Raw genomic sequence first — 19,366 nt, forward strand, 5'->3', positions numbered from 1 at the left:
GGTTTGCGTCAACGGACGGCGATTCCCTGACGCAAACCTCTTGATCAACGGACGTGAGCGCGAACCGGAAGGGGGTTCGGTGGGCGGGGTACTGCTGCGGGGGTTCGGGTGGCGGCACGCCGGGCGGCGCGCCTGGGCGGTGCGCGGGGTCGACCTGCGGGTTGAGGCTGGGGAGCGGGTTCTGCTTCTCGGGCCCTCCGGGGCCGGCAAGAGCACACTGCTCAGCGCCCTCGCCGGGCTGCTTCCCGAAGACTCCGGCGAGCAGGAGGGCACCGTCGAGATCGACGGGCTCGACCCGCGCAAGGGGCGGGAACGGGTCGGCATCGTCTTCCAGGACCCGGAAACCCAACTGGTGATGGCCCGCTGCGGCGACGACGTCGCGTTCGGGCTGGAGAACCGGGGCGTACCCGCCGACGAGATCTGGCCCCGGGTGGACGAGGCGCTGCACCGGGTCGGCTTCCCGTACCCCCGCGACCGCCACACCGCGGCGCTCTCCGGCGGCGAACAGCAACGCCTCGCCCTGGCCGGCGCGCTGGCCCTGCGCCCCGCCCTGCTGCTGCTCGACGAGCCGACCGCGAACCTCGACCCGGCCGGAGCCGACCTGGTCCGGCACGCGGTGACCGGCGCGCTGGACGCCGACACCACACTGATCCTGGTCGAGCACCGGGTCACCGAGGCGCTGCCACTCGTCGACCGGGTGGTCGTCCTGGAACCGGGCGGCGGCGTCCGCGCCGACGGCACACCCGAGGCGGTCTTCGCCGCCCACGGCGCCGCCCTGGCCGCCGAGGGGGTCTGGGTGCCCGGTCACCCCATTGCACCCCGGGCCGCCACCGCCGGCCCCGGGGAGTTGTTGCTCACCGCCGACCGGCTCGGCCTGGCGCCCCGGCTGGGCTCCACCGACCTCGAGGTACGCGCCGGGGAAGCACTCGCCGTACGCGGACCGAACGGCGCCGGCAAGTCCACCCTGGCGTTGCTGCTCGGCGGTCTGCTCCGGCCGGGCAGCGGACGGGTCACCGCGTCCGCCGAGTTGGCCGGCCCCGACCACCGCACTCCCCCACACCGCTGGCGGGCCCCCGCACTGGCCCGGCGGATCGGGTCGGTCTTCCAGGATCCGGAACACCAGTTCGTCACCAGCACCGTCTTCGACGAGCTGGCGCTCGGCCCACGCCGTACCGGTCAACCCGAGGCGGTCGTCACGGAAACAGTGGCCGGGCTGCTGGAACGACTGCGACTGGCCCGACTCGCCGCAGCCAACCCGTACACCCTCTCCGGTGGTGAGGCACGGCGGCTGAGCGTGGCGACCGCCCTGGCCACCGCGCCCCGCCTTCTGATCTGCGACGAACCCACCTTCGGCCAGGACCGGCGGACCTGGCGGGAGCTGGTCGACCTCTTCGCCGACCTGCGCGACGCCGGGCACGGCGTGGTCACCGTCACCCACGACGCGGACTTCGTGGCCGCGCTCGCCAACCGCACCGTCACCCTGCAACGCTCTCCGGACGACCACCGATGATCAGCATCGAGCCGGTCGCCGCCCCGGACGCGCCGTTGGCCCGCCGCAACCCGGTGGCGAAGGTCGCCGCCGCACTCGTCTTCTCGTTCACCCTCCTGGCGACCCTGGACCCGGTCGCCCCGGCGATCGCCATCGCCCTCGAACTGGCCGTCCTGCCACTGTTCGGAATCCGCTACCGGGTGCTGGCCCGACGAGCCTGGCCACTGCTGCTCAGCGCCGCCGGCATCCTCGTCACCCTGGTGCTGTTCGCGGCCGACCGGTCCGGTCGGGTCCTGCTGGACGCCGGGCCGGTGCTGGTGAGCACCGGCGTGCTCGTCACCGCCCTCGGCCTGGTACTCCGGGTGTTCGCGGTGGCGCTGCCCGGTGTGATCGTCTTCGCGACCACCGACCCCACCGACCTGGCCGACGCGCTGATCCAGAACGCGAAGGCGCCGGCCCGGTTCGCCATCGGGGCGCTCGCCGCGTTCCGGCTGGTACCACTGCTCGGTCAGGAGTGGCAGATGATCAGCATGGCTCGCCGCGCCCGGGGCGTCGACGCGGGCCGCAACCCGGTGGCGAAACTGCGGCTCTTCGCCTCCACCGCGTTCGCGCTGCTGGTGGGGGCGATCCGTCGAGGCACCCGACTGGCGGTGGCGATGGACGCCCGAGGCTTCGACGCCGGCACACCCCGCACCATCGCCCGCCGACAACACTTCACCCGAGCCGACACCCTCCTCATCGCGGGAGCCGTCGCGCTGGCCGGGGCCGCCCTCACCACGAGCGTCCTCCTGGGCACCTTCCGCCCCCTGATCAGCTGACCCAACTCCCAGTCGCCGCCTGTCGCCCGCCGTCCAGGGGCTCGCCCGGCTGGGCCGCTCCGCCGTCGCCCGCCGTGCGGCGGCTCGCCCGGCGGGGCGGGAGGGCCGGAGGGCGGCGGCAAGATCCGCACAACATCAGGGATGTAGTGGCCTAACCGGCGTCGGAGGCCACTACATCCCTGATGTTGCTGTCACCGCCCGGCACCCGCACGCCACCCCCGTCGATCTTGCAGTTTCTGTTATTCATTCATCCTGATTTGTCGATTACGCGAGGACAGGAAGTGCAAGATCGACGGACAAGAGGGCGGGCCGGACGGGGCGGGGTGGGGTGGGGTGGGGTGGCTCTTTTAGCTGCGGCGGAAGGCGTAGCGGCGGGCCTGGCCGGCCTGTTGGCTACGGCCGGCGGCGGAGCCTTTGCCGCCACCGTGGGGCGGGCCGGCCGTTGGTGCCGATGGTCGGGCGGTCGACTTCGGCAGATCGTCAACCGTCGGCGCGTCGACCGCTGCCGGAACGTCGAGAGGCAGCGCCACCTCGTCCGGAACAACCGGCGGCAGCGCCACCTTGTCCAGGAAAGCCGCGGGCAGAGCCGGCTCGGCAAGCACCGCGGGCAGAGCCGGCTCGGCCAGCGGGCCCGGTTCCACCAACGGCGCCGGAAGGGCCGGTTCGACCTCGTGGTCGAGGGCGGGTGGGGGTGGGCCGTTGCCGGCCGCCGGGTCGACGCCGAGCGGCGTCGCTTCAGGGGTACGGTTCTTCTTCGGATTACGCCTGGTGGGCATCCGGGCCTCCTTCAGTGCCGACCGGCTCGGCCGGTCCCGCGCTGCGGCGGTCGGTCGGATCGGCTGGTGACCGCCGTAACGCGACGGTCGGGTAGGGAAGGGACTGCTCACCGGGGATCAGGTTCGGCCCTGCGCCGCCGAATGGCGGGGAGGACTGCGGGACGCCCGGGAGCGCACGGACCGCGACGCGGGACGGCGGGCCGGTTCGGAAGATGGGGCGTCAGTTACGCATGGCGAGACCCTAACCGCGCCCCGGCCGGACGTGCACCCGATTTACTGGCACGATCGGCACATGCTGATCGCGTTCTCGATCACCCCGCTCGGCGGTGACGACTCCGTGGGTGATCTGGTCGCCGAGGCGGTGCGGGTGGTCCGTGCGTCCGGCCTGCCCAACCGGACCGATGCCATGTTCACCACCGTGGAGGGTGAGTGGGACGAGGTGATGGCGGTGGTGAAGCAGGCGGTCGACGTGGTCGCCGCGCGGGCGCCCCGGGTGAGTGTGGTGCTCAAGGCGGACGTCCGCCCGGGGGTCACCGACGCGCTGACCGGGAAGATCGCCCGAATCGAAGCCCGTCTCGCCGAAGGCTGACGTACGCGGCGCGGGATGACGACACGTTTCCCTGCGCGGGCGTCGCCGACCACTGCCGAGGGTCCGCGCAGCCAGCGGCAACGTCCACGTCACGTGCGGTAACGGGACGTCGATCACTGCTCCGTATCGGCTCACATCACGGTAAGTTTCCAAACGCTGATAGTGGTGTGACGAGAGGTGGCGGCACGAATGGCTGATCAGGCGAGGGCACAGATCGGTGTGACCGGGCTGGCGGTGATGGGTCGTAACGTGGCCCGCAATCTGGCCCGCAACGGTTTCACTGTGGCAGTACACAATCGCTCGCCGGAGCGCACCCGCAGCCTGGTCGCCGAGCACGGCGACGAGGGCACGTTCCTGCCGGGTGAGACGATGGCCGATTTCGTGGCGTCCCTCGAACGACCCCGCGCGGTGATCGTCATGGTCAAGGCCGGCGCGCCCACCGACGCGGTGATCGACGAGTTGGTGCCGCTGCTCGACGAGGGTGACATCATCGTCGACTGCGGCAACGCCCACTTCGCCGACACTCGCCGCCGGGAGGAGGCGCTGCGGGCGCAGGGGCTGCACTTCAGCGGCACCGGTGTCTCCGGTGGCGAGGAGGGCGCGTTGCGCGGGCCGAGCATCATGCCGGGCGGCTCCGCCGAGTCGTACGCGAAGCTTGGGCCGATGTTCGAGAAGATCGCCGCCCAGGTGGACGGTGTGCCGTGTTGCACGCACGTCGGGCCGGACGGCGCCGGGCACTTCGTCAAGATGGTGCACAACGGCATCGAGTACGCCGACATGCAGCTCATCGCCGAGGCGTACGACCTGCTCAGGGCGGGCCTGGACGCGTCGCCGGCCGAGATCGCGGAGATCTTCCGGGAGTGGAACAACGGCGAGCTGGAGTCGTTCCTCATCGAGATCACGGCCGACGTGCTCGCGCACACCGATGCGGCGACGGGCCGGTCGTTCGTGGACATCGTGCAGGACCGGGCCGAGCAGAAGGGCACCGGCCGGTGGACCGTGCAGAGTGCCCTGGACCTGGGCATTCCGATCACCGGGATCGCCGAGGCGACGTTCGCCCGCTCGCTCTCCGGGCACGTCGACCAGCGCGAGGCGGCCCGCCGGGCGTTCCCCGACGCGGGTGACAAGTGGCAGGTCACCGACCGGGAGACGTTCGTCGAGGACGTCCGCCGGGCGCTGCTCGCTTCGAAGATCGTGGCGTACGCGCAGGGCTTCGACCACATCCGCGCGGGCAGCCAGGAATACGACTGGGACATCGACCTCGGTGGCACCGCGACGATCTGGCGGGGAGGCTGCATCATCCGGGCCCGGTTCCTCAACCGGATCCGCGAGGCGTACGACGAGCAGCCGGACCTGCCGACGCTGCTGGTGGCGCCGTACTTCGCCGAGGCGGTGAGTGCTGGCGTGCCGAGCTGGCGGCGGGTGGTGGCCGACGCGACCCGGGCCGGTGTGCCGACGCCCGCGTTCTCGTCGTCGTTGGCGTACTTCGACGCGTTGCGGGCGGAGCGGCTGCCTGCCGCGCTGATCCAGGGGCTGCGGGACAACTTCGGCGCGCACACCTATCAGCGGGTGGACCGCGAGGGTTCGTTCCACACCACCTGGGCCGCCGACCGCACCGAGTCCCCGGCCTAGTCACCCAGCACCACCGCATGATCGTGCTCGATCCATGATGTAGTGGCCTCCCCATCTCGGGAGGCCACTACATCCATCTTCGAGCGAGATCGTGGGAGCCCGACGTGCTCCCGAGGCGGCCAAGGGTCAGGCGACCGTTGCGTGCATCTCCCAGACCAGGATTTCGGCTGGTGCGTCGGCGGTGACGCGGCGTCCGCCGGTCATGGTGAGCCGGGCGGCGTCGCCGCTGCCGAGAGGGCCGCTGCCCTCCAGGGTCACGGTGCCGTCGGGCACGTAGAGGTGAACGTAGGGCGCGTCGGGGATGGTGACCTCGTCGCCGGGGGCGAGACGGGCGGCGTGCAGCGTCGCGTACCGGTTGCGGATCCGGATCGCGGACGCGCCGTCGTAGCGGTCCATCCCGGAGGCGATCGGCACCAGGGCCCCGCTGAGCAACTCGTCCTCGATCTCCAACTGTTCGTAGCCGGGGTCGACGCCCTGCTCGTCAGGGAGAACCCACATCTGCACGAAGTGCACCGGGTCGCTGTGCGGCTCCTGGTTGTCGAGGCGCCAGGCGTCGTTCTTCTCCGAGTGCAGGATGCCGGTGCCGGCGCTCATCCGTTGGGCCAGCCCCGGGTAGATCACCCCGGAGTGCCCGGTGGAGTCCTGGTGCACGAGGGAACCGCGTAGCACCCAGGTCACGATCTCCATGTCCTGGTGCGGGTGGGTCTCGAACCCGGCCCCCGGTCGGACCACGTCGTCGTTGTTGACGAGAAGCAGGCCGTGGTGGGTGTTGGCCGGGTCGTAGTGCCGGGAGAACGAGAAGGAGTGCTTGGAGTCCAGCCAGGAGATCCGGGTGGCGAAGCGGTCGTCGGCGCGTCGGATGTCGACGGCGGGTGCGGGTGCTGTCACCAGGCACGCTGCCCGGCGTCGGGGGTCGACGGCGCCCAGGTCAGGGCCGGCTCGCCGGTGGCCAGTTCGGCGATCTCACCGGTCCGCAGTTGCGGTGTGTGGCCGAACTCGGCGCAGTGCTGCTCGGCGATCTCGGCGCAGATCTCGGCCACCTGCTCGCACATCGGGTCGCCCAGGTCGGCGGCGTTCAACGCCATGATCATCTTGAACCGGAGATCCCGCATCTCGCCCCCAACCGCCGTCAGCCCCCACCTCCGGACCCTACCCGCCGCCCCTGCACGGCATTCCGAAACAGCCGCACGGGGTGCAGATGGGGCGGCGCCGCCCGCACGGGAGTTCGGGCGGCGCCGGAGAAGCTGGTGGGTCAGAAGAAGCGGCGGCGCTTGGCCTTCTGCGGACGCATCAGGTCCGCCCCCTTGGTCAGCAACCGGGTCGCCCCGGAGGGACCACGCCGGGCCTCCAGGGTGTGGCTGAGCCGGCGGGCACCGGCCGCGGCCAGCGGCACCGCGACCGCCATCACCGCCCACTGGGCAATGCGCTTCTGGATCATGTGGGTTCACCTCCGTCAGTGGCTTCTGACGTCTCTGATACCCAGAGTGACGTGCGCGTAAGCGCGTCTGCTCAGAGAACCGGGGCGACCGGGTTGGGCAGCGCGCCGCCGAAGCGTCGGTCCCGCTGGGCGTACAGCTCGCACGCGTACCAGAGGTGGCGGCGGTCGAAGTCTGGCCAGAGGGTGTCCAGGAACACCAACTCGGCGTACGCGGTCTGCCAGAGCAGGAAGTTGGAAATCCGCTCCTCACCGGAGGGGCGCAGGAACAGGTCCACCTCCGGGATCTCCGGGTGGTAGAGGTACTTCGCCACGGTCTTCTCGGTGACCTTCGCCGGATCCAGCCGGCCGGCTGCCACGTCCCGGGCGATAGCGGCGGCGGCGTCACCGATCTCGGCCTGCCCGCCGTAGTTGACGCAGAACTGCAGGGTCAACGTCGAGTTGTCGCGGGACATCTCCTCGGCGGTCTGCAACTCGGAGATGACGCTCTTCCACAGCCGACCGGGCCGGCCCGACCACACCACCCGTACGCCGAGGTCGACCAGCTGGTCACGACGGCGACGGATCACGTCCCGGTTGAACCCCATCAGGAACCGGACCTCGTCGGGCGAGCGCCGCCAGTTCTCGGTGGAGAACGCGTACGCCGACAGGTACGGGATGCCCATCTCGATGGCGCCCTCGATGGTGTCGAAGAGGCTGTGCTCCCCCGCCTCGTGGCCCTTGGTGCGGGGCAGCCCGCGGTCCTTGGCCCAGCGGCCGTTGCCGTCCATCACCACCGCCACGTGCTTCGGCACCGCCTCGGTGGGCAGCGCCGGGGGTCGGGCCCCGGACGGGTGTGGCACCGGCGGGGTCGGCTCGCGCCGGCCGGCCTTCTTCGATCGGATCACCTGGTCACTCCCTGCTCGCGCCGTCCGCCCCGGCCTCGACGTCGCCACGTGGCCGAAGCACCACGGCCCCGGTGCCTTCCGGCGGCGGGGCCGTGCCGGCCGCCGAGGAACCCCGGTCGACCAGCGGCAGCGAGCGTAGCGCGCGCTCCAGGTGCCACTGCAGGTGAGCTGCGACCAGCCCACTGCACTCCCGACGGATGGCGGCGTCGGTGGCGTCGGCGATCACCCAGTCGCCGGTGGTCAGCGCGGACATCAGGTCGATGGTGGCCGGCGCGGGGTGCGCCGCACCGGGTGGCCGACAGTCCGGGCAGACCGCGCCGCCGGCCGGCACGGAGAACGCCCGGTGCCGCCCGGGCGTGCCACAGACCGCGCAGGCGACGAGCGCCGGCGCCCAGCCGGCCAGGGACATTCCACGCAGCAGGTACGCGTCGAGCACCAGGGTGGTGGCGTGTTCGCCCCGGGACAGCGCCTTCAGCGCGCCGATGGTGAGCTGGAACAGCCGCAGCGACGGCTCCCGCTCCACCGGCGTCAGCCGCTCGGCGGTCTCGGCTATCGCGCTGGCCGCCGTGTAGCGCGGGTAGTCGCCCAGGAACCGTTTGCCGTACAGGTCGATGCCCTCGACCTGGCTCACTGTGTGCAGAGAGCTGCCGTGGTTGCCCTTCGGGTCACCGGCGAGTTGGAGGTCGACGTGGCCGAACGGCTCCAGCCGGGCGCCGAACTTGCTCATGGTGCGGCGGATCCCCCGAGCCACCGCGCGCAGCCGGCCGTGCCGGCGGGTGAGCAGAGTGATGATCCGGTCGGACTCGCCGAGTTTCTGCACACGCAGGACCACCGCGTCGTCGCGGTAGAGCTGTCGGCGATACCCGGCCATCGGGCCATTCTCCCTCGGGGTGCGAAATCAGGGTTGGTTCGGGGTGCAAGCGCGGATGAACCCCGATGTGGTCAGCTCGTGCCCGGCCGTAGCGTGCGGGTCATGGCACTGCAGCTGACCACCACCCCGCGCCGTCGACGCGCCGCCGCTCCCGTCGCGCTCGGGCTGGCCACCACCCTCATCGTGCTCGCCGGGTGCGACAACCTGGCCATGCGCCGGCTCGACTACGACGACACAGAGGCAGTGAAGATCACCACCATCAGGGTGTTGCCGGGCGCCGGTGATGTGATCGTCCGCGGCACCGGCACGGCCGCCGAGGCACGGATCAAGCGGGTGGTGCGCTACCAGGGCGGCGAGCCGAAGGTCCGGTACGAGGTCAAGGGCAGCGAGTTGGTGCTGGACACCGACTGTGGTGACCGGTGCAGCGTCTCGTACGAGGTTGTCGTGCCGGAGGGCGTGGCCCTTCAGGGCGAGTCCGGCTCCGGCGACGTCGAGCTGAGCCGCGTCGGCGCGGTTGATCTGCGGCTGGGCTCCGGTGATGTTCGGATCACCGGCGCCTCCGGTGCGGTCGGGGTGGAGACCGGCTCCGGGAACATCGAGGTGAGCGAGGCCAGCGGGGCCATTCGCCTGCGCGCGGGTTCAGGGGACATCACGGCCCGCCGCCTCGATGGCGCGGCGGACGCCGAGGCCGGCTCCGGCAACGTCGTCGTCGAGCTGGACAAGCCCGCCTCGGCGCGGGCGCACGCCTCCAGCGGCGACGTCACGATGCTCGTACCGGCGGGCAGGTACCAGGTGCGCTCCAGCACCGGTTCCGGCGACGCGCGGATCACCGTCACGCACGACCCCGCCGCGACCGACGTGCTCGATGGTTCGGCCGGCAGCGGCGACGTCACGATCAGCCAGCGCTGACGTCGCTCGGTGCCACCGCAGTCCGCCGCGGTGGCACCGAGCGCCCACGCGCCCCGAACGGGAGATTCCGCCGCTGCCCGACCGAGCGCGATCGTGCCGCCGCTCGGGTGCCGCCGACGAGGTGGGTCAGAAGCCCAGCTTGCGCAGTTGCCTCGGGTCGCGCTGCCAGTCCTTCGCTACCCGCACGTGCAGGTCGAGGTAGACCCGGCCGCCGAGCAGCTCCTCGATCTGCTTGCGGGCGTTGGTGCCGACCTCCTTGAGCCGACTCGCCTTGTGCCCGAGCACGATCGCCTTCTGGCTGGGCCGCTCCACGTACAGGTCGGCGTAGATCTTCATGACCTGGCCCTCGGGGATCATCTCCTCCACCACCACGGCGATGGAGTGCGGCAGCTCGTCGCGGACCCCCTCCAGGGCAGCCTCCCGGATCAGCTCGGCGACCATCACCTGCTCGGGATCGTCGGTGAGCATGTCGTCCGGGTAGAGCTGCGGCGACGGCGGCAGGTACTTGGTCATCACGTCGACGAGAGTGTCCACCTGGTGCCCGGACACCGCGCTCACCGGCACGATCTCGGCGAACTCCCCCATCTTGCTGACCGCCAGCAGCTGCTCCGCCAGGCGACGCTTGTCCACCAGGTCGGTCTTGGTGACCACCGCCAGCACTGTCGCCTTCAACTCGGCCAGCTCACCGGTGATGAACCGGTCACCCCGCCCGACCGGCTCGTCGGCCGGGATGCACAGGCCGATCACGTCGACCTCGGTCCAGGTGGACCGGACCAGGTCGTTGAGCCGTTCGCCGAGCAGCGTACGGGGGCGGTGCAGGCCGGGAGTGTCGACGAGGACCAGCTGCGACTCCGGACGGTGCAGCACTGCCCGGATGACGTGCCGGGTGGTCTGCGGCTTGTTGGACGTGATGGCGATCTTGGTGCCGATGATGGCGTTGGTGAGCGTCGACTTGCCGGCGTTGGGGCGACCGACGAAGCAGCCGAACCCGGCCCGGTACGGTCGCGCCTGCGGATCCTGCACGGGGCTCACTCGGTCACCGTGCCGAGGACCGTGCCATCCGGAGCGGCCACGTGCACCGGTGCGTCCGCCGCGAGGTCGCGTACCGCCGCGTGCCCGGCACCGTCGAGGGTCGACGCCTCGGTCACCACCACCGCCGCCTCCAGCCGGCTGGCCCCGGCCGCCACGGCCGAGGCGACAGCCAATTGCAACGCGGTGAGCGTCAGCGACGGCAGCGCGACACTTGCCGCCGCGTACGTCCGGCCGTCCTGGTCGCGAACGGCGGCGCCCTCCACGGCGCCGACCCGCGCGCGGGCTCCCCGGGCCAGGACGACGAGCTTGCCGTCCTCGGCGCTCAGCGCGCCCGACGCGGTCAGGGTGGGCCGGGCGGCCGGCGCGGCGGGTGTGTCAGGCATCGGCGGGTTGCCTCTCGTCGTCTCGGTTGTTGTCCGTGTCGTCCCCGGGGTCGGCGTGGTCGCCGCGCCCCGCACTGCCCTGCTCGTGGCCCGGCTCGACCCGGCTGACCAGCACGGTGTCGATCCGGTTGCGCCGGCCGGTGGTGCCCTCGGCGACCAGTCGGAGGCCGGCGACCTCCGCCTCGGCACCCGGGATCGGCACCCGCCCCAGCGACTGGGCGAGCAGGCCGCCGACCGTCTCCACCTCGTCGGCGGGCAGGTCGGTGTCGAACATCTCGCCCAGATTCTCCACCGGCAGGCGAGCGGTCACCCGCACCGAGGAGTCCGCAAGCCGTTCGACGGGCGGGCGCTCGACATCGTACTCGTCGGTGATCTCACCGACGATCTCCTCCAGGATGTCCTCGATGGTGACCAGACCGCCGGTGCCGCCGTACTCGTCGACGACGATGACCAGGTGGTTGCGGGCTGCCTGCATCTCGGACAGCAGGTCGTCGACCGGCTTGGACTCCGGTACGAAGGTCGCCGGGCGCATCAGCTCGGCCACCGGCACCTGCTCGGCTCCCGGGTCACCGCCGCGGGAACGCCGGATCAGGTCCTTGAGGTAGAGCACGCCCAGCACGTCATCGACGCTCTCGCCGATCACCGGGATGCGGGAGAAGCCGGAGCGCAGGAAGAGCACGAGCGCCTGGGCGAGAGTCTTGCCCTCTTCGATCCACACCATCTCGGTGCGGGGCACCATGACCTCACGGGCGATGGTGTCACCGAGTGCGAAGACCGAGTGGATCATCTGGCGCTCGCCATGCTCGACCACGCCGCGCTGCTCGGCCAGGTCGACAAGCTCCCGCAGCTCCACCTGACTGGCGAACGGGCCCTCCCGGAAGCCGCGCCCCGGGGTGACCGCGTTGCCGATCAGGATCAGCAACGACGCGAGCGGGTTGAGCGCCCGCCCCAGCCAACGGACCAGCGGCGCCACCGCACGGCCCACGGCGTAGGCGTGCTGCCGGCCGATGGTGCGCGGGGCGACGCCCACCACCACGAAGCTGACCACTGTCATCGCTCCGGCGGTCACCAGCGCGGCCCGCCAGCCGGCGCCGAAGCTGTCCACCGCGACGAGCGCCACCAGCGTGGTGGCCGTCAGCTCGGCGAGCAGCCGCAACAGGAGGAGCAGGTTGAGGTGCCGGACGACGTCGCCGGCGACGACCTGGAGGGTACGGGCGCCGCGCACGCCGTCGCGGGCCAGCTCGGCGGCTCGGGCCGGTGAGACCGCGGCGAGGGCCGCCTCGGTCATCGCGATCAGGCCGGCCAACACCACCAGGCCGGCCGCGAAGACGATCAGCTGGAAGTCGGGGAGGCCGGCGGTGGCGCCGGCCGCGAGTAACGGAGGAGTGGACATCACTGGGTGCGGGTCGACCGCCAGCTCGCCAGCAGACGAGCCTGGAGGGCGAACATCTCCCGCTCCTCCTCGGGCTCGGCGTGGTCGTAGCCGAGCAGGTGCAGCACCCCGTGCACGGTGAGCAGGTGCAGCTCGTCGGCGGGGGCGTGGCCGGCGGTCGCCGCCTGCTTGGCAGCCACCTCCGGGCACAGCACGATGTCGCCGAGCAGGGCGGGCTCCCCGCCGGCCGGAGCGGACTCACCGGGGCCGTGGTCGACGCTGCCCTCGTCCATGGGGAAGGCGAGCACGTCGGTCGGGCCGTCGCCACCCATCCAGCGGTGGTTCAGCTCGGTCATGTAGCCGATGTCGACAAGCAGCACGGACAGCTCGGCGAGGGGGTTGACCCCCATCTCGTCGAGAGCGTGCCGGGCGACGGCGAGCACGGCGTCGGTGTCGACGTCGACACCGGACTCGTTGGCGATCTCGATGGACAACTGCTTTCCTCTGCTTTAGCGGCGGCGGCCGGCCCTGCCGCCCTGGGCGGGTCGCCCAGGCACGGCGTGAACGCCAGCCGCCTGCTGGTTCTCCCGCTCGGCGTCCCAGCGGGCGTACGCGTCGACGATCTCCCCGACCAGCTTGTGGCGGACCACGTCGGAGCTGGACAGCTGGGAGAAGTGCACGTCGTCGACGTTTTCCAGGATCTCCCGAACCACCCGCAGGCCGCTGCTCGTCCCGCCGGGAAGGTCCACCTGGGTGATGTCACCGGTCACGACGATCTTGGAGTTGAAGCCGAGTCGGGTGAGGAACATCTTCATCTGCTCGGGCGTCGTGTTCTGCGCCTCGTCCAGGATGATGAACGCGTCCGAGAGCGTACGGCCCCGCATGTAGGCCAGTGGGGCGACCTCGATCGTCCCCTGGGCCATCAGCTTCGGGATCGTCTCCGGGTCGAGCATCTCGTGCAGCGCGTCGTAGAGCGGGCGCAGGTACGGGTCGATCTTCTCGTTGAGCGTGCCGGGCAGGAAGCCCAGTCGCTCGCCCGCCTCGACCGCCGGCCGGGTGAGGATGATCCGGTTGACCTGTTTGGCCTGCAACGCCTGGACGGCCTTCGCCATCGCCAGGTAGGTCTTTCCGGTGCCGGCCGGGCCGATGCCGAAGACGATGGTGTGGGTGTCGATCGCGTCGACGTACTTCTTCTGCCCGAGCGTCTTGGGGCGGATGGTGCGCCCGCGATGGGAGAGGATGTTGAGGGTCAGGACCTCGGCGGGCCGCTCGGCGCTGCCCTGCTCGATCATGCCGACGGTACGCCGGACGGCGTCAGTGGTCAGGGTCTCGCCTTTCTCGATGAGTTCGAGGAGTTCGCTGAAGACCCGCTCAGCGAGGGCGTTGTCCGCGGGGTCACCGGTGATGGTGATCTCGTTGCCGCGAACGTGCACGTCACTGTTGACCGAACGTTCGACGAGTCGGAGGATCTCGTCGCCTGCGCCGAGCAGATTGACCATGATCTTCGGGTCGGGCACGGTGATCCTGGTCTGCACCCGGGGCGGGCCGGGAGGTGGGGTGCCGGTCATAGGTTGGGCCGAAGGGCCCTGCGCACCTGCTCTCGATCTCGGCGCCCGGCCTGCTGGCCTGGCGTGCGGACGTTACACCCATCGTATCGGTTCAACGCATGCCGCATCGCGCCCATTTCCGCTGGCCGCGATCAACCTCCGGCCCGGAAGTCGTACCTGTCGAAGGTCTCCTGGTGGCGGGTGAACCGGTACGTCGCCCAGTGCATCCGGACCACGGCGCCGGCCTCGTCGCGGGTCAGCCGCAGCAGCTCACCCACCTCCCGACCGGAGACCACCCGGAACACGTCCGGCCGGTCCGGCAGCGGATCGAAGATCGCCGGTGGACGGCCGGCCGGGTCACCGACCCGGCGCGCCCGCAGGGCGCTGTCGTGCCAGGAGAAGACGTACTCGGAGCCCTCGCCCCACCAGCGCCCGAGCACACCTCGCAGGGCCGCCGGCGCGGGTGCGCCAGGCCGCCACGGCTCGATCTCGGCCGGGTCGTGCTCCACAGCCGTGGCGAGCAGCCGGTGCGGCAGATCGAACAGTTCGCCCGCCGTACCGGACGAGCCGAGCACTGCGGCGCCCATCGCGCCGGCCGTGCCGTCGCCACCGCGGCGGCCGTACACGCCGGCGAGGAAACCGGGCATCGCCCCGTCGTGCCCCACGTGCATCACCCGCTCCCCCTGTGGGATCAGGATCAGCCCGAGCCCGAAGCCCGCGCCCCAGAGCGTCTCGTCGGTGGTCGTCAACGGCCAGCGCATCTCGTCGAGGGTGGCCGGGGCGAGGACCACGCCCGCCGGGTCCAGCGCCGCCGGGTCGGCCAGGAACGCCGCCCAACGGGCCATGTCGGTCGCGGTGCTCCAGAGCTGGGCGGCCGGGCCGACCGCGCCGAAGTCGGTCGGCGGCTCCGGGTGCGCCTCGTCGGAGTACGCATCGACGAGGAACCCGGTGGCGGCCGTCGGCCGGGGGGCCCACGTGGTGTCGGTGAGCCCCAGCGGCGTCAGGACCCGCTCGGTGAGCGCCCGCGCCCAACTGCCGCCCCGGAGCCGGGCGACGAGTTGACCGAGCACGGCCATGCCCAGGTTGGAGTAGTGGAACCGCCGGCCGGTCGGCAGCACCCGCTCGGCCCGGTCCAGCTCGGCGACCAGTTGGTCGTCATCCGGCGCGCGCAGGCTGTCCCAGACATCGCCGAACGGCTCGCGTTGCAGGCCACCGGTGTGCGACAGCAGCCGGCGTACGGTCAGCTCACCGTGCGCCGGGAGGTCCAGGCGCCGGCCCACCGGATCGTCCAGGTCCAGCAGCCCGTCGTCGCGGCACTGGAGGACGAGCACCGCGGTGAACGTCTTGGTGACGGAGCCGATCCGGAACTGGGTGCCCGGCACCAGCGGGCTGTCGGTGCCGGTCCCGCCGACGGTGCAGGTCCAGAGCGGGCGGTCGACCCGGTGCAGCGCCGCCGACACCGCCGGCACCCGCGCTTCGGCCTGCACCTGGCGCACCAACCGGTTCAGGTGCTCAACGGCGCGGCCGTCGGGACCGCGCTCGCTCACGCCAGGTTCCGGGCGAGCATCGGGCCGAGCGGCGCACCACCGAGCAGGTGCGCGTGCACGTGGAAGACCTCCTGCCCGCCGTACGCGCCGGTGTTGAACATGAGCCGGAAACCGTCGCCGAGCAGGCCCTCGTCCTCGGCGACTGCCGCTGACGTCGCCAGCACGTCGGCGGCCAGCGCCGGGTCGCCCTGGGCGAGCGTGGCGACGTCGGCGTAGTGCTCTTTCGGAATGACCAGGACGTGCACCGGCGCCTTCGGGTCGATGTCCCGGAAGGCGAGGGTGGTGTCGGTCTCCCGGACCACTGTGGCCGGGATCTCCCCGGCGACGATGCGGCAGAACAGGCAGTCGGATCCCATCGGGGCAGTGTAAGGACAAGCGGGCCGGGGGCGCTCCGGCCTGGCATGCCCGTTCGCAGGGGAGAGCCACGGCTGAGGCAGGATGGCCGGCATGACGGATCGGGCGGTACTCGTGACCGGGGCCTCGCGCGGGATCGGCCGCGCGGTGGCGGAGGCGTTCGCGGCCGGCGGCGACCGGGTGGCCATCCACCACCGCGACTCCGCCGACGCGGCCGAGCGGGTACGCGCGCAGCTGCCCGGCGACGGGCACGTGGTGGTCCGTGCCGACCTCACCGACCCGGACGCGGTCCGGGTCATGGTGGACCGGGCCGCCGAACTGCTCGGCGGGCTGGACGTGCTCGTCAACAACGCCGGGACGTACGGCGACCGCGACGACCCGCACCCGATCTTCGGCGCCTCTTACGAGGAGTGGCAGCAACGCTGGCGACAGGTGCTGGAGACGAACCTGACCGGTGCCGGCAACGTCATCTGGTGCGCCGCCCAGTACATGCGCGAACGCGGCGGACGAATCGTCAACGTCTCGTCCCGTGGCGCGTTCCGCGGCGAGCCGCACCAGCCGGCGTACGGCGCCAGCAAGGCGGGGCTGAACGCGCTGGGCCAGTCCCTCGCCGTGGCGCTCGCGCCGTACGGCATCGGGGTCGCCACCGTCGCCCCGGGCTTCGTGGCGACCGACATGGTCACCGAGTACCTGCGCGGTGCGGAGGGCGCTGCCGTCCGGGCGCAGAGCCCGTTCGACCGGGTGGGCCGGCCCGAGGAGATCGCCGCCGCCGTGCACTGGCTGGCCTCGCCGCAGGCCGAGTGGGCCTCGGGCACGATCGTCGACCTCAACGGGGCCTCCTACCTGCGCAGTTGAGGTCGACACCGCGAAGCGGGTAACAGGTGTGCCTACCGGTAGATGAGGAAGGCCACGAAGATCGCCACAGCGACAACCAGGGCGATCGTGGCTGCAATACGGAACCTTGATCTGCTGCGATAGTTCATCGCCCGCAGCTCCATCTCCTTTTCGAGCCTCGCTCTCGCCGCCGCACGTTGCCGGTCACGGATGGTGCGGGGTTCGATCACCGCCCAACGATCATCGCGTCGCACCCGTGTCGGTGGCTCACGGTTGAGTTTGCTCCAGCGCAAACCAGAGGCGTCGGTGAAATAGATCCCGATCGCCAGATCACCGGTCTTGGCCCTCCGTGCGACGTCAACCCCCGGCACCTCCAGATAGGAGAAGCTCCCCGCGACCTCCCCCATCAGGACGTGCAGGGCGGACGGATAGCTGCCGATCAACCGCTCATTCCTCAGGAGCATGACCTGAAGGTCGTAGAACGGCACGCCACTGTAATTGGCGATGGTGAAGCTTCGCACCTCGTCAGGGCCCTGCGGCAGGTCACCCAACACCGGAACGATCAGCCGCGCCTGAGCTGCCTCATTGTCGCGTTGTTCCTCTCGCCGCACCTGGATCTCGTGGCGAAACAGAAGCCAGGTAGCCATTGCGGCGAGACCCGACAACAGCAGGCCGATGACACTTCCCCACGCCTGCATCCAGTCGGTGATCTTCGGAGCCTCGGCAGCGAGCACCGCGCCAGGGTACGCGCGACCGTCCACAAAGGCTGATCGACTGTCGGCCATTGGACGCTCCCTCGCGCCCACGCTCGCGCGGCCGCGGCGTTCCCTCGTGGCGACCAGCCGCAGATCACTCGACCGGGGAGGTGGTTGACAGTTCGCGGGCGGGTAAGTCCCACCGACATGGCCGACTCCGCGCTGCTGGACCTGACCGCCGACTACCGGGTGGCCGATGGCCACGACGACGACCCCGTCCTGCTCCGTCCCGACGGCACCCCCGTCGAGACCTGGCGCGAGGACTACCCGTACGACGAGCGGTTGGACCGCGACGAGTACGACCGCGACAAGCGGCTGCTCCAGATCGAGCTGCTGAAACTCCAGGACTGGATCAAGGAGTCCGGCGAGCGGCTGGTGATCATCTTCGAGGGCCGGGACGCAGCCGGCAAGGGCGGCACCATCAAACGCTTCATGGAGCACCTCAACCCGCGCGGCGCGTCGGTGGTGGCGCTCGCCAAGCCGGACGAGCGGGAAGCCGGCCAGTGGTACTTCCAGCGGTGGCTGGCGCACCTGCCGGCGGCCGGCGAGATCGTGCTGTTCGACCGTTCCTGGTACAACCGGGCCGGCGTGGAGCGGGTGATGGGCTTCTGTAGCCGCAAGGAGTACCTGGAGTTCCTGCGGCAGGCCCCGGAGCTGGAACGGATGCTGGTGCGCTCGGGCATCCGGTTGGTCAAGTTCTGGTTCTCCGTCTCCCAGAACGAGCAGCGCACCCGGTTCGCGATCCGCCAGGTCGACCCGGTCCGGCAGTGGAAGCTGTCCCCCATGGACATCGCCTCGCTCGACCGCTGGGACGAGTACACCGAGGCCAAGGAGGCGATGTTCTTCTGGACCGACACGGCCGACGCGCCGTGGACGGTGGTGAAGAGCAACGACAAGAAGCGGGCCCGCCTCGAGGCGATTCGGCACGTGCTGCACCGCTTCGACTACACCGGCAAGGACCCTGAGGTGGTGGGCACACCGGACCCGCAGATCATCGGCCCGGCCGGGCTGGACCTGGGGCCGGAGGAAGAGGTGGTGCCGGTGTTTCCCCGGCCCTGAACGGGCCCGAGCCCTCTGTTACCAGCGGCCAAGGCGGGTGGCGAGCACGCTGAGGGCTGCCACCCCGGCGGTGGGGGTGCGCAGCACCGCCTGGCCTACGTCAAGCGACGGTTACGACCGCTCGGCCACCTGGCCGACGAACGCGACCCACGCGGCCGGAGGGAAGGTCAGCGCTGGACCCGACGGGTCCTTCGAGTCGCGCACCGCGACGACGCCCGGAAGGTTGTCGGAAACCTCAACGCAGTCGCCGCCGTTGGAGCTGCTACGCGTGCTCTTGCGCCACAGGGCGCCGGTCAGATCAGCCATGACCTTGCCTCTAGGTAGTCGATGGTTTGGCGGCGTGGGAGAGCCACTGAGCGCAGCGTATCCCAGGTGGCCCAAAGGGTGGCGGTGTCGTTGGTCAGCCGCCCCGCAGCCTGGTCGTCTAGATACGCGACATCGCCGTCTTCGGTTGTGGCGATGACGAATGGCCCCGCCTGCCCGGCGTGGAGGCCCGCGTCCAACGGCAGCACATGAAGAAGCACGTTCGGCCGCTGAGCCATCCTTACCAGGTGGTCTAGCTGCGGATTCATGATCTCGGGGTCGCCACGACGAAGGGCGAACTCGTCAATCACCGCAACGAAGAGTGGGGGCTTTCGTCGATCGAGCACCGCCGTTTGCCGCCGTAGCCGGGTCTCGACGTAGTCCGCAACCTCGTCCGGGTCGAGCACTCCACTGGCCAGCACCGCCGAGGCGTAATCCGGAGTTTGCAACAAGCCGGGGATGACCGCTACCTGAAAAGACCGCAGGGCGGACGCCTGAAGCTCGGTCTCCACCCACGGGCGTAGCCACGCCGGTTCCCGCCGCTTCAAGACGTCCGGCCAAACGTCCTCAACCTCCCGGCCGAGCGCAGCGGCTGCGGCTGCGCGGTGGCGCGGGTGTGGAACTCGGCCGGGGTTGACCCAGCGCGCCACCGTCTTCGGGTCTACGCCTACCTGCTCGGCAAGACTCTCAACGCTCTCACCCGCGTCGGCCAACGCCGCCCGTAGCGCCTGGTTCACACCCACCTCCTAGCGAACGTCTTCAACGTCTATAGAA

23 protein-coding genes are annotated in these 19,366 nt (G+C 71.0%); 7 read left to right on the forward strand and 16 right to left on the reverse strand.

Annotation, left to right across the window (positions count from 1 at the left end):
* Positions 1-79 precede the first annotated feature (79 nt).
* The gene (locus ABZ406_RS25055) at positions 80-1,510 is read left to right on the forward strand and encodes an ABC transporter ATP-binding protein (RefSeq protein ID WP_357766207.1); all 1,431 of its coding nucleotides are present in this window, start codon (positions 80-82) and stop codon (positions 1,508-1,510) included.
* Positions 1,507-2,307, forward strand: coding sequence for an energy-coupling factor transporter transmembrane component T (locus ABZ406_RS25060; RefSeq protein WP_357766209.1), 801 nt, complete (start codon positions 1,507-1,509; stop codon positions 2,305-2,307). The genes ABZ406_RS25055 and ABZ406_RS25060 overlap by 4 nt, the downstream gene beginning before the upstream one ends.
* Positions 2,308-2,654: 347 nt before the next feature.
* Here the strand turns inward: ABZ406_RS25060 and ABZ406_RS25065 are convergent, their stop codons facing one another.
* Positions 2,655-3,083 carry a hypothetical protein gene (locus tag ABZ406_RS25065; RefSeq protein WP_357766213.1) on the reverse strand — a complete coding sequence of 143 codons (429 nt, stop codon included), beginning with the start codon at positions 3,081-3,083 and terminating at the stop codon, positions 2,655-2,657.
* Between the two features lie 292 nt (positions 3,084-3,375).
* Between ABZ406_RS25065 and ABZ406_RS25070 the strand changes: the two genes are divergently transcribed.
* Both ABZ406_RS25070 and gndA read left to right on the forward strand, forming a co-directional pair.
* Positions 3,376-3,672 (forward strand): thiamine-binding protein, encoded by a 297-nt coding sequence (locus ABZ406_RS25070; protein WP_196919265.1) that lies wholly within the window; start codon positions 3,376-3,378, stop codon positions 3,670-3,672.
* A gap of 189 nt (positions 3,673-3,861) precedes the next feature.
* Positions 3,862-5,304 carry an NADP-dependent phosphogluconate dehydrogenase gene (gene gndA, locus ABZ406_RS25075; protein WP_357766216.1) on the forward strand — a complete coding sequence of 481 codons (1,443 nt, stop codon included), beginning with the start codon at positions 3,862-3,864 and terminating at the stop codon, positions 5,302-5,304.
* A gap of 126 nt (positions 5,305-5,430) precedes the next feature.
* On the opposite strand, the gene ABZ406_RS25080 is transcribed toward gndA, so the two are convergent.
* The 5 genes from ABZ406_RS25080 to recO form a co-directional block, all read right to left on the reverse strand.
* Positions 5,431-6,192 carry a pirin family protein gene (locus ABZ406_RS25080; protein ID WP_357766219.1) on the reverse strand — a complete coding sequence of 254 codons (762 nt, stop codon included), beginning with the start codon at positions 6,190-6,192 and terminating at the stop codon, positions 5,431-5,433.
* Positions 6,189-6,416 (reverse strand): thioredoxin reductase, encoded by a 228-nt coding sequence (locus ABZ406_RS25085; RefSeq protein ID WP_238690171.1) that lies wholly within the window; start codon positions 6,414-6,416, stop codon positions 6,189-6,191. The genes ABZ406_RS25080 and ABZ406_RS25085 overlap by 4 nt, the downstream gene beginning before the upstream one ends.
* 140 nt (positions 6,417-6,556) lie before the next feature.
* Positions 6,557-6,742, reverse strand: a complete 186-nt coding sequence (locus ABZ406_RS25090; RefSeq protein ID WP_124820420.1) for a hypothetical protein — start codon at positions 6,740-6,742, stop codon at positions 6,557-6,559.
* Positions 6,743-6,813: 71 nt separating this feature from the next.
* Positions 6,814-7,626: an isoprenyl transferase gene (locus ABZ406_RS25095; protein ID WP_357766223.1), complete on the reverse strand. Its 813-nt coding sequence runs from the start codon at positions 7,624-7,626 to the stop codon at positions 6,814-6,816.
* 4 nt (positions 7,627-7,630) lie between these two features.
* Positions 7,631-8,497, reverse strand: a complete 867-nt coding sequence (recO, locus tag ABZ406_RS25100; protein WP_357766225.1) for a DNA repair protein RecO — start codon at positions 8,495-8,497, stop codon at positions 7,631-7,633.
* 102 nt (positions 8,498-8,599) lie between these two features.
* On the opposite strand from recO, the gene ABZ406_RS25105 reads away from it, so the two are divergent.
* The gene (locus ABZ406_RS25105; RefSeq protein ID WP_357766228.1) at positions 8,600-9,406 is read left to right on the forward strand and encodes a DUF4097 family beta strand repeat-containing protein; all 807 of its coding nucleotides are present in this window, start codon (positions 8,600-8,602) and stop codon (positions 9,404-9,406) included.
* Positions 9,407-9,532: 126 nt separating this feature from the next.
* Here the strand turns inward: ABZ406_RS25105 and era are convergent, their stop codons facing one another.
* The 7 genes from era to ABZ406_RS25140 form a co-directional block, all read right to left on the reverse strand.
* Complete coding sequence (gene era / locus ABZ406_RS25110; protein ID WP_357766231.1) at positions 9,533-10,438, reverse strand: GTPase Era; 906 nt, start codon at positions 10,436-10,438, stop codon at positions 9,533-9,535.
* Positions 10,435-10,821, reverse strand: a complete 387-nt coding sequence (locus ABZ406_RS25115; RefSeq protein ID WP_357766234.1) for a cytidine deaminase — start codon at positions 10,819-10,821, stop codon at positions 10,435-10,437. Before ABZ406_RS25115 ends, era begins: the two co-directional genes overlap by 4 nt.
* Entirely contained in the window at positions 10,814-12,238 is a 1,425-nt protein-coding gene (locus ABZ406_RS25120) for a hemolysin family protein (protein WP_357766417.1), read from the reverse strand. The genes ABZ406_RS25115 and ABZ406_RS25120 overlap by 8 nt, the downstream gene beginning before the upstream one ends.
* The gene (gene ybeY / locus ABZ406_RS25125; protein ID WP_357766236.1) at positions 12,214-12,687 is read right to left on the reverse strand and encodes an rRNA maturation RNase YbeY; all 474 of its coding nucleotides are present in this window, start codon (positions 12,685-12,687) and stop codon (positions 12,214-12,216) included. Before ybeY ends, ABZ406_RS25120 begins: the two co-directional genes overlap by 25 nt.
* Positions 12,688-12,702: 15 nt before the next feature.
* A complete protein-coding gene (locus ABZ406_RS25130) occupies positions 12,703-13,761 on the reverse strand; it encodes a PhoH family protein (protein ID WP_357766240.1) in 1,059 nt (352 codons plus the stop codon).
* Positions 13,762-13,892: 131 nt separating this feature from the next.
* The gene (locus ABZ406_RS25135; RefSeq protein ID WP_357766243.1) at positions 13,893-15,287 is read right to left on the reverse strand and encodes a serine hydrolase domain-containing protein; all 1,395 of its coding nucleotides are present in this window, start codon (positions 15,285-15,287) and stop codon (positions 13,893-13,895) included.
* Complete coding sequence (locus ABZ406_RS25140; protein WP_124774517.1) at positions 15,284-15,643, reverse strand: histidine triad nucleotide-binding protein; 360 nt, start codon at positions 15,641-15,643, stop codon at positions 15,284-15,286. The genes ABZ406_RS25135 and ABZ406_RS25140 overlap by 4 nt, the downstream gene beginning before the upstream one ends.
* 91 nt (positions 15,644-15,734) lie before the next feature.
* Here ABZ406_RS25140 and ABZ406_RS25145 point away from each other — a divergent pair, with 91 nt between their 5' ends.
* Positions 15,735-16,496 (forward strand): SDR family oxidoreductase, encoded by a 762-nt coding sequence (locus ABZ406_RS25145; RefSeq protein WP_357766246.1) that lies wholly within the window; start codon positions 15,735-15,737, stop codon positions 16,494-16,496.
* 32 nt (positions 16,497-16,528) lie between these two features.
* Here ABZ406_RS25145 and ABZ406_RS25150 read toward each other — a convergent pair whose 3' ends face one another.
* A complete protein-coding gene (locus tag ABZ406_RS25150; RefSeq protein WP_357766249.1) occupies positions 16,529-17,209 on the reverse strand; it encodes a hypothetical protein in 681 nt (226 codons plus the stop codon).
* 168 nt (positions 17,210-17,377) lie between these two features.
* Between ABZ406_RS25150 and ppk2 the strand changes: the two genes are divergently transcribed.
* Positions 17,378-18,289 (forward strand): polyphosphate kinase 2, encoded by a 912-nt coding sequence (gene ppk2, locus ABZ406_RS25155; RefSeq protein WP_357766252.1) that lies wholly within the window; start codon positions 17,378-17,380, stop codon positions 18,287-18,289.
* A 111-nt stretch (positions 18,290-18,400) separates the two neighbouring features.
* On the opposite strand, the gene ABZ406_RS25160 is transcribed toward ppk2, so the two are convergent.
* Positions 18,401-18,595 (reverse strand): DUF397 domain-containing protein, encoded by a 195-nt coding sequence (locus tag ABZ406_RS25160; RefSeq protein ID WP_357766254.1) that lies wholly within the window; start codon positions 18,593-18,595, stop codon positions 18,401-18,403.
* Positions 18,583-19,329, reverse strand: coding sequence for a DUF5753 domain-containing protein (locus ABZ406_RS25165; protein WP_357766256.1), 747 nt, complete (start codon positions 19,327-19,329; stop codon positions 18,583-18,585). The genes ABZ406_RS25160 and ABZ406_RS25165 overlap by 13 nt, the downstream gene beginning before the upstream one ends.
* Positions 19,330-19,366: the final 37 nt, after the last annotated feature.

Origin of the sequence: Micromonospora sp. NPDC005710 (genome assembly GCF_040630995.1) — a bacterium.
Taxonomy (GTDB): Bacteria; Actinomycetota; Actinomycetes; order Mycobacteriales; family Micromonosporaceae; genus Micromonospora.

Coding starts and splice junctions, on each gene's coding strand:
- ABZ406_RS25115 (WP_357766234.1), bottom strand. CDS start 10,821: ATGCCTGACACACCCGCCGCGCCGGCCGCCCGGCCCACCCTGACCGCG.
- ABZ406_RS25085 (WP_238690171.1), bottom strand. CDS start 6,416: ATGCGGGATCTCCGGTTCAAGATGATCATGGCGTTGAACGCCGCCGAC.
- ABZ406_RS25145 (WP_357766246.1), top strand. CDS start 15,735: ATGACGGATCGGGCGGTACTCGTGACCGGGGCCTCGCGCGGGATCGGC.
- ABZ406_RS25090 (WP_124820420.1), bottom strand. CDS start 6,742: ATGATCCAGAAGCGCATTGCCCAGTGGGCGGTGATGGCGGTCGCGGTG.
- ABZ406_RS25160 (WP_357766254.1), bottom strand. CDS start 18,595: ATGGCTGATCTGACCGGCGCCCTGTGGCGCAAGAGCACGCGTAGCAGC.
- recO (WP_357766225.1), bottom strand. CDS start 8,497: ATGGCCGGGTATCGCCGACAGCTCTACCGCGACGACGCGGTGGTCCTG.
- ppk2 (WP_357766252.1), top strand. CDS start 17,378: ATGGCCGACTCCGCGCTGCTGGACCTGACCGCCGACTACCGGGTGGCC.
- ABZ406_RS25060 (WP_357766209.1), top strand. CDS start 1,507: ATGATCAGCATCGAGCCGGTCGCCGCCCCGGACGCGCCGTTGGCCCGC.
- ABZ406_RS25130 (WP_357766240.1), bottom strand. CDS start 13,761: ATGACCGGCACCCCACCTCCCGGCCCGCCCCGGGTGCAGACCAGGATC.
- ABZ406_RS25065 (WP_357766213.1), bottom strand. CDS start 3,083: ATGCCCACCAGGCGTAATCCGAAGAAGAACCGTACCCCTGAAGCGACG.
- gndA (WP_357766216.1), top strand. CDS start 3,862: ATGGCTGATCAGGCGAGGGCACAGATCGGTGTGACCGGGCTGGCGGTG.
- ABZ406_RS25140 (WP_124774517.1), bottom strand. CDS start 15,643: ATGGGATCCGACTGCCTGTTCTGCCGCATCGTCGCCGGGGAGATCCCG.
- ABZ406_RS25105 (WP_357766228.1), top strand. CDS start 8,600: ATGGCACTGCAGCTGACCACCACCCCGCGCCGTCGACGCGCCGCCGCT.
- ABZ406_RS25070 (WP_196919265.1), top strand. CDS start 3,376: ATGCTGATCGCGTTCTCGATCACCCCGCTCGGCGGTGACGACTCCGTG.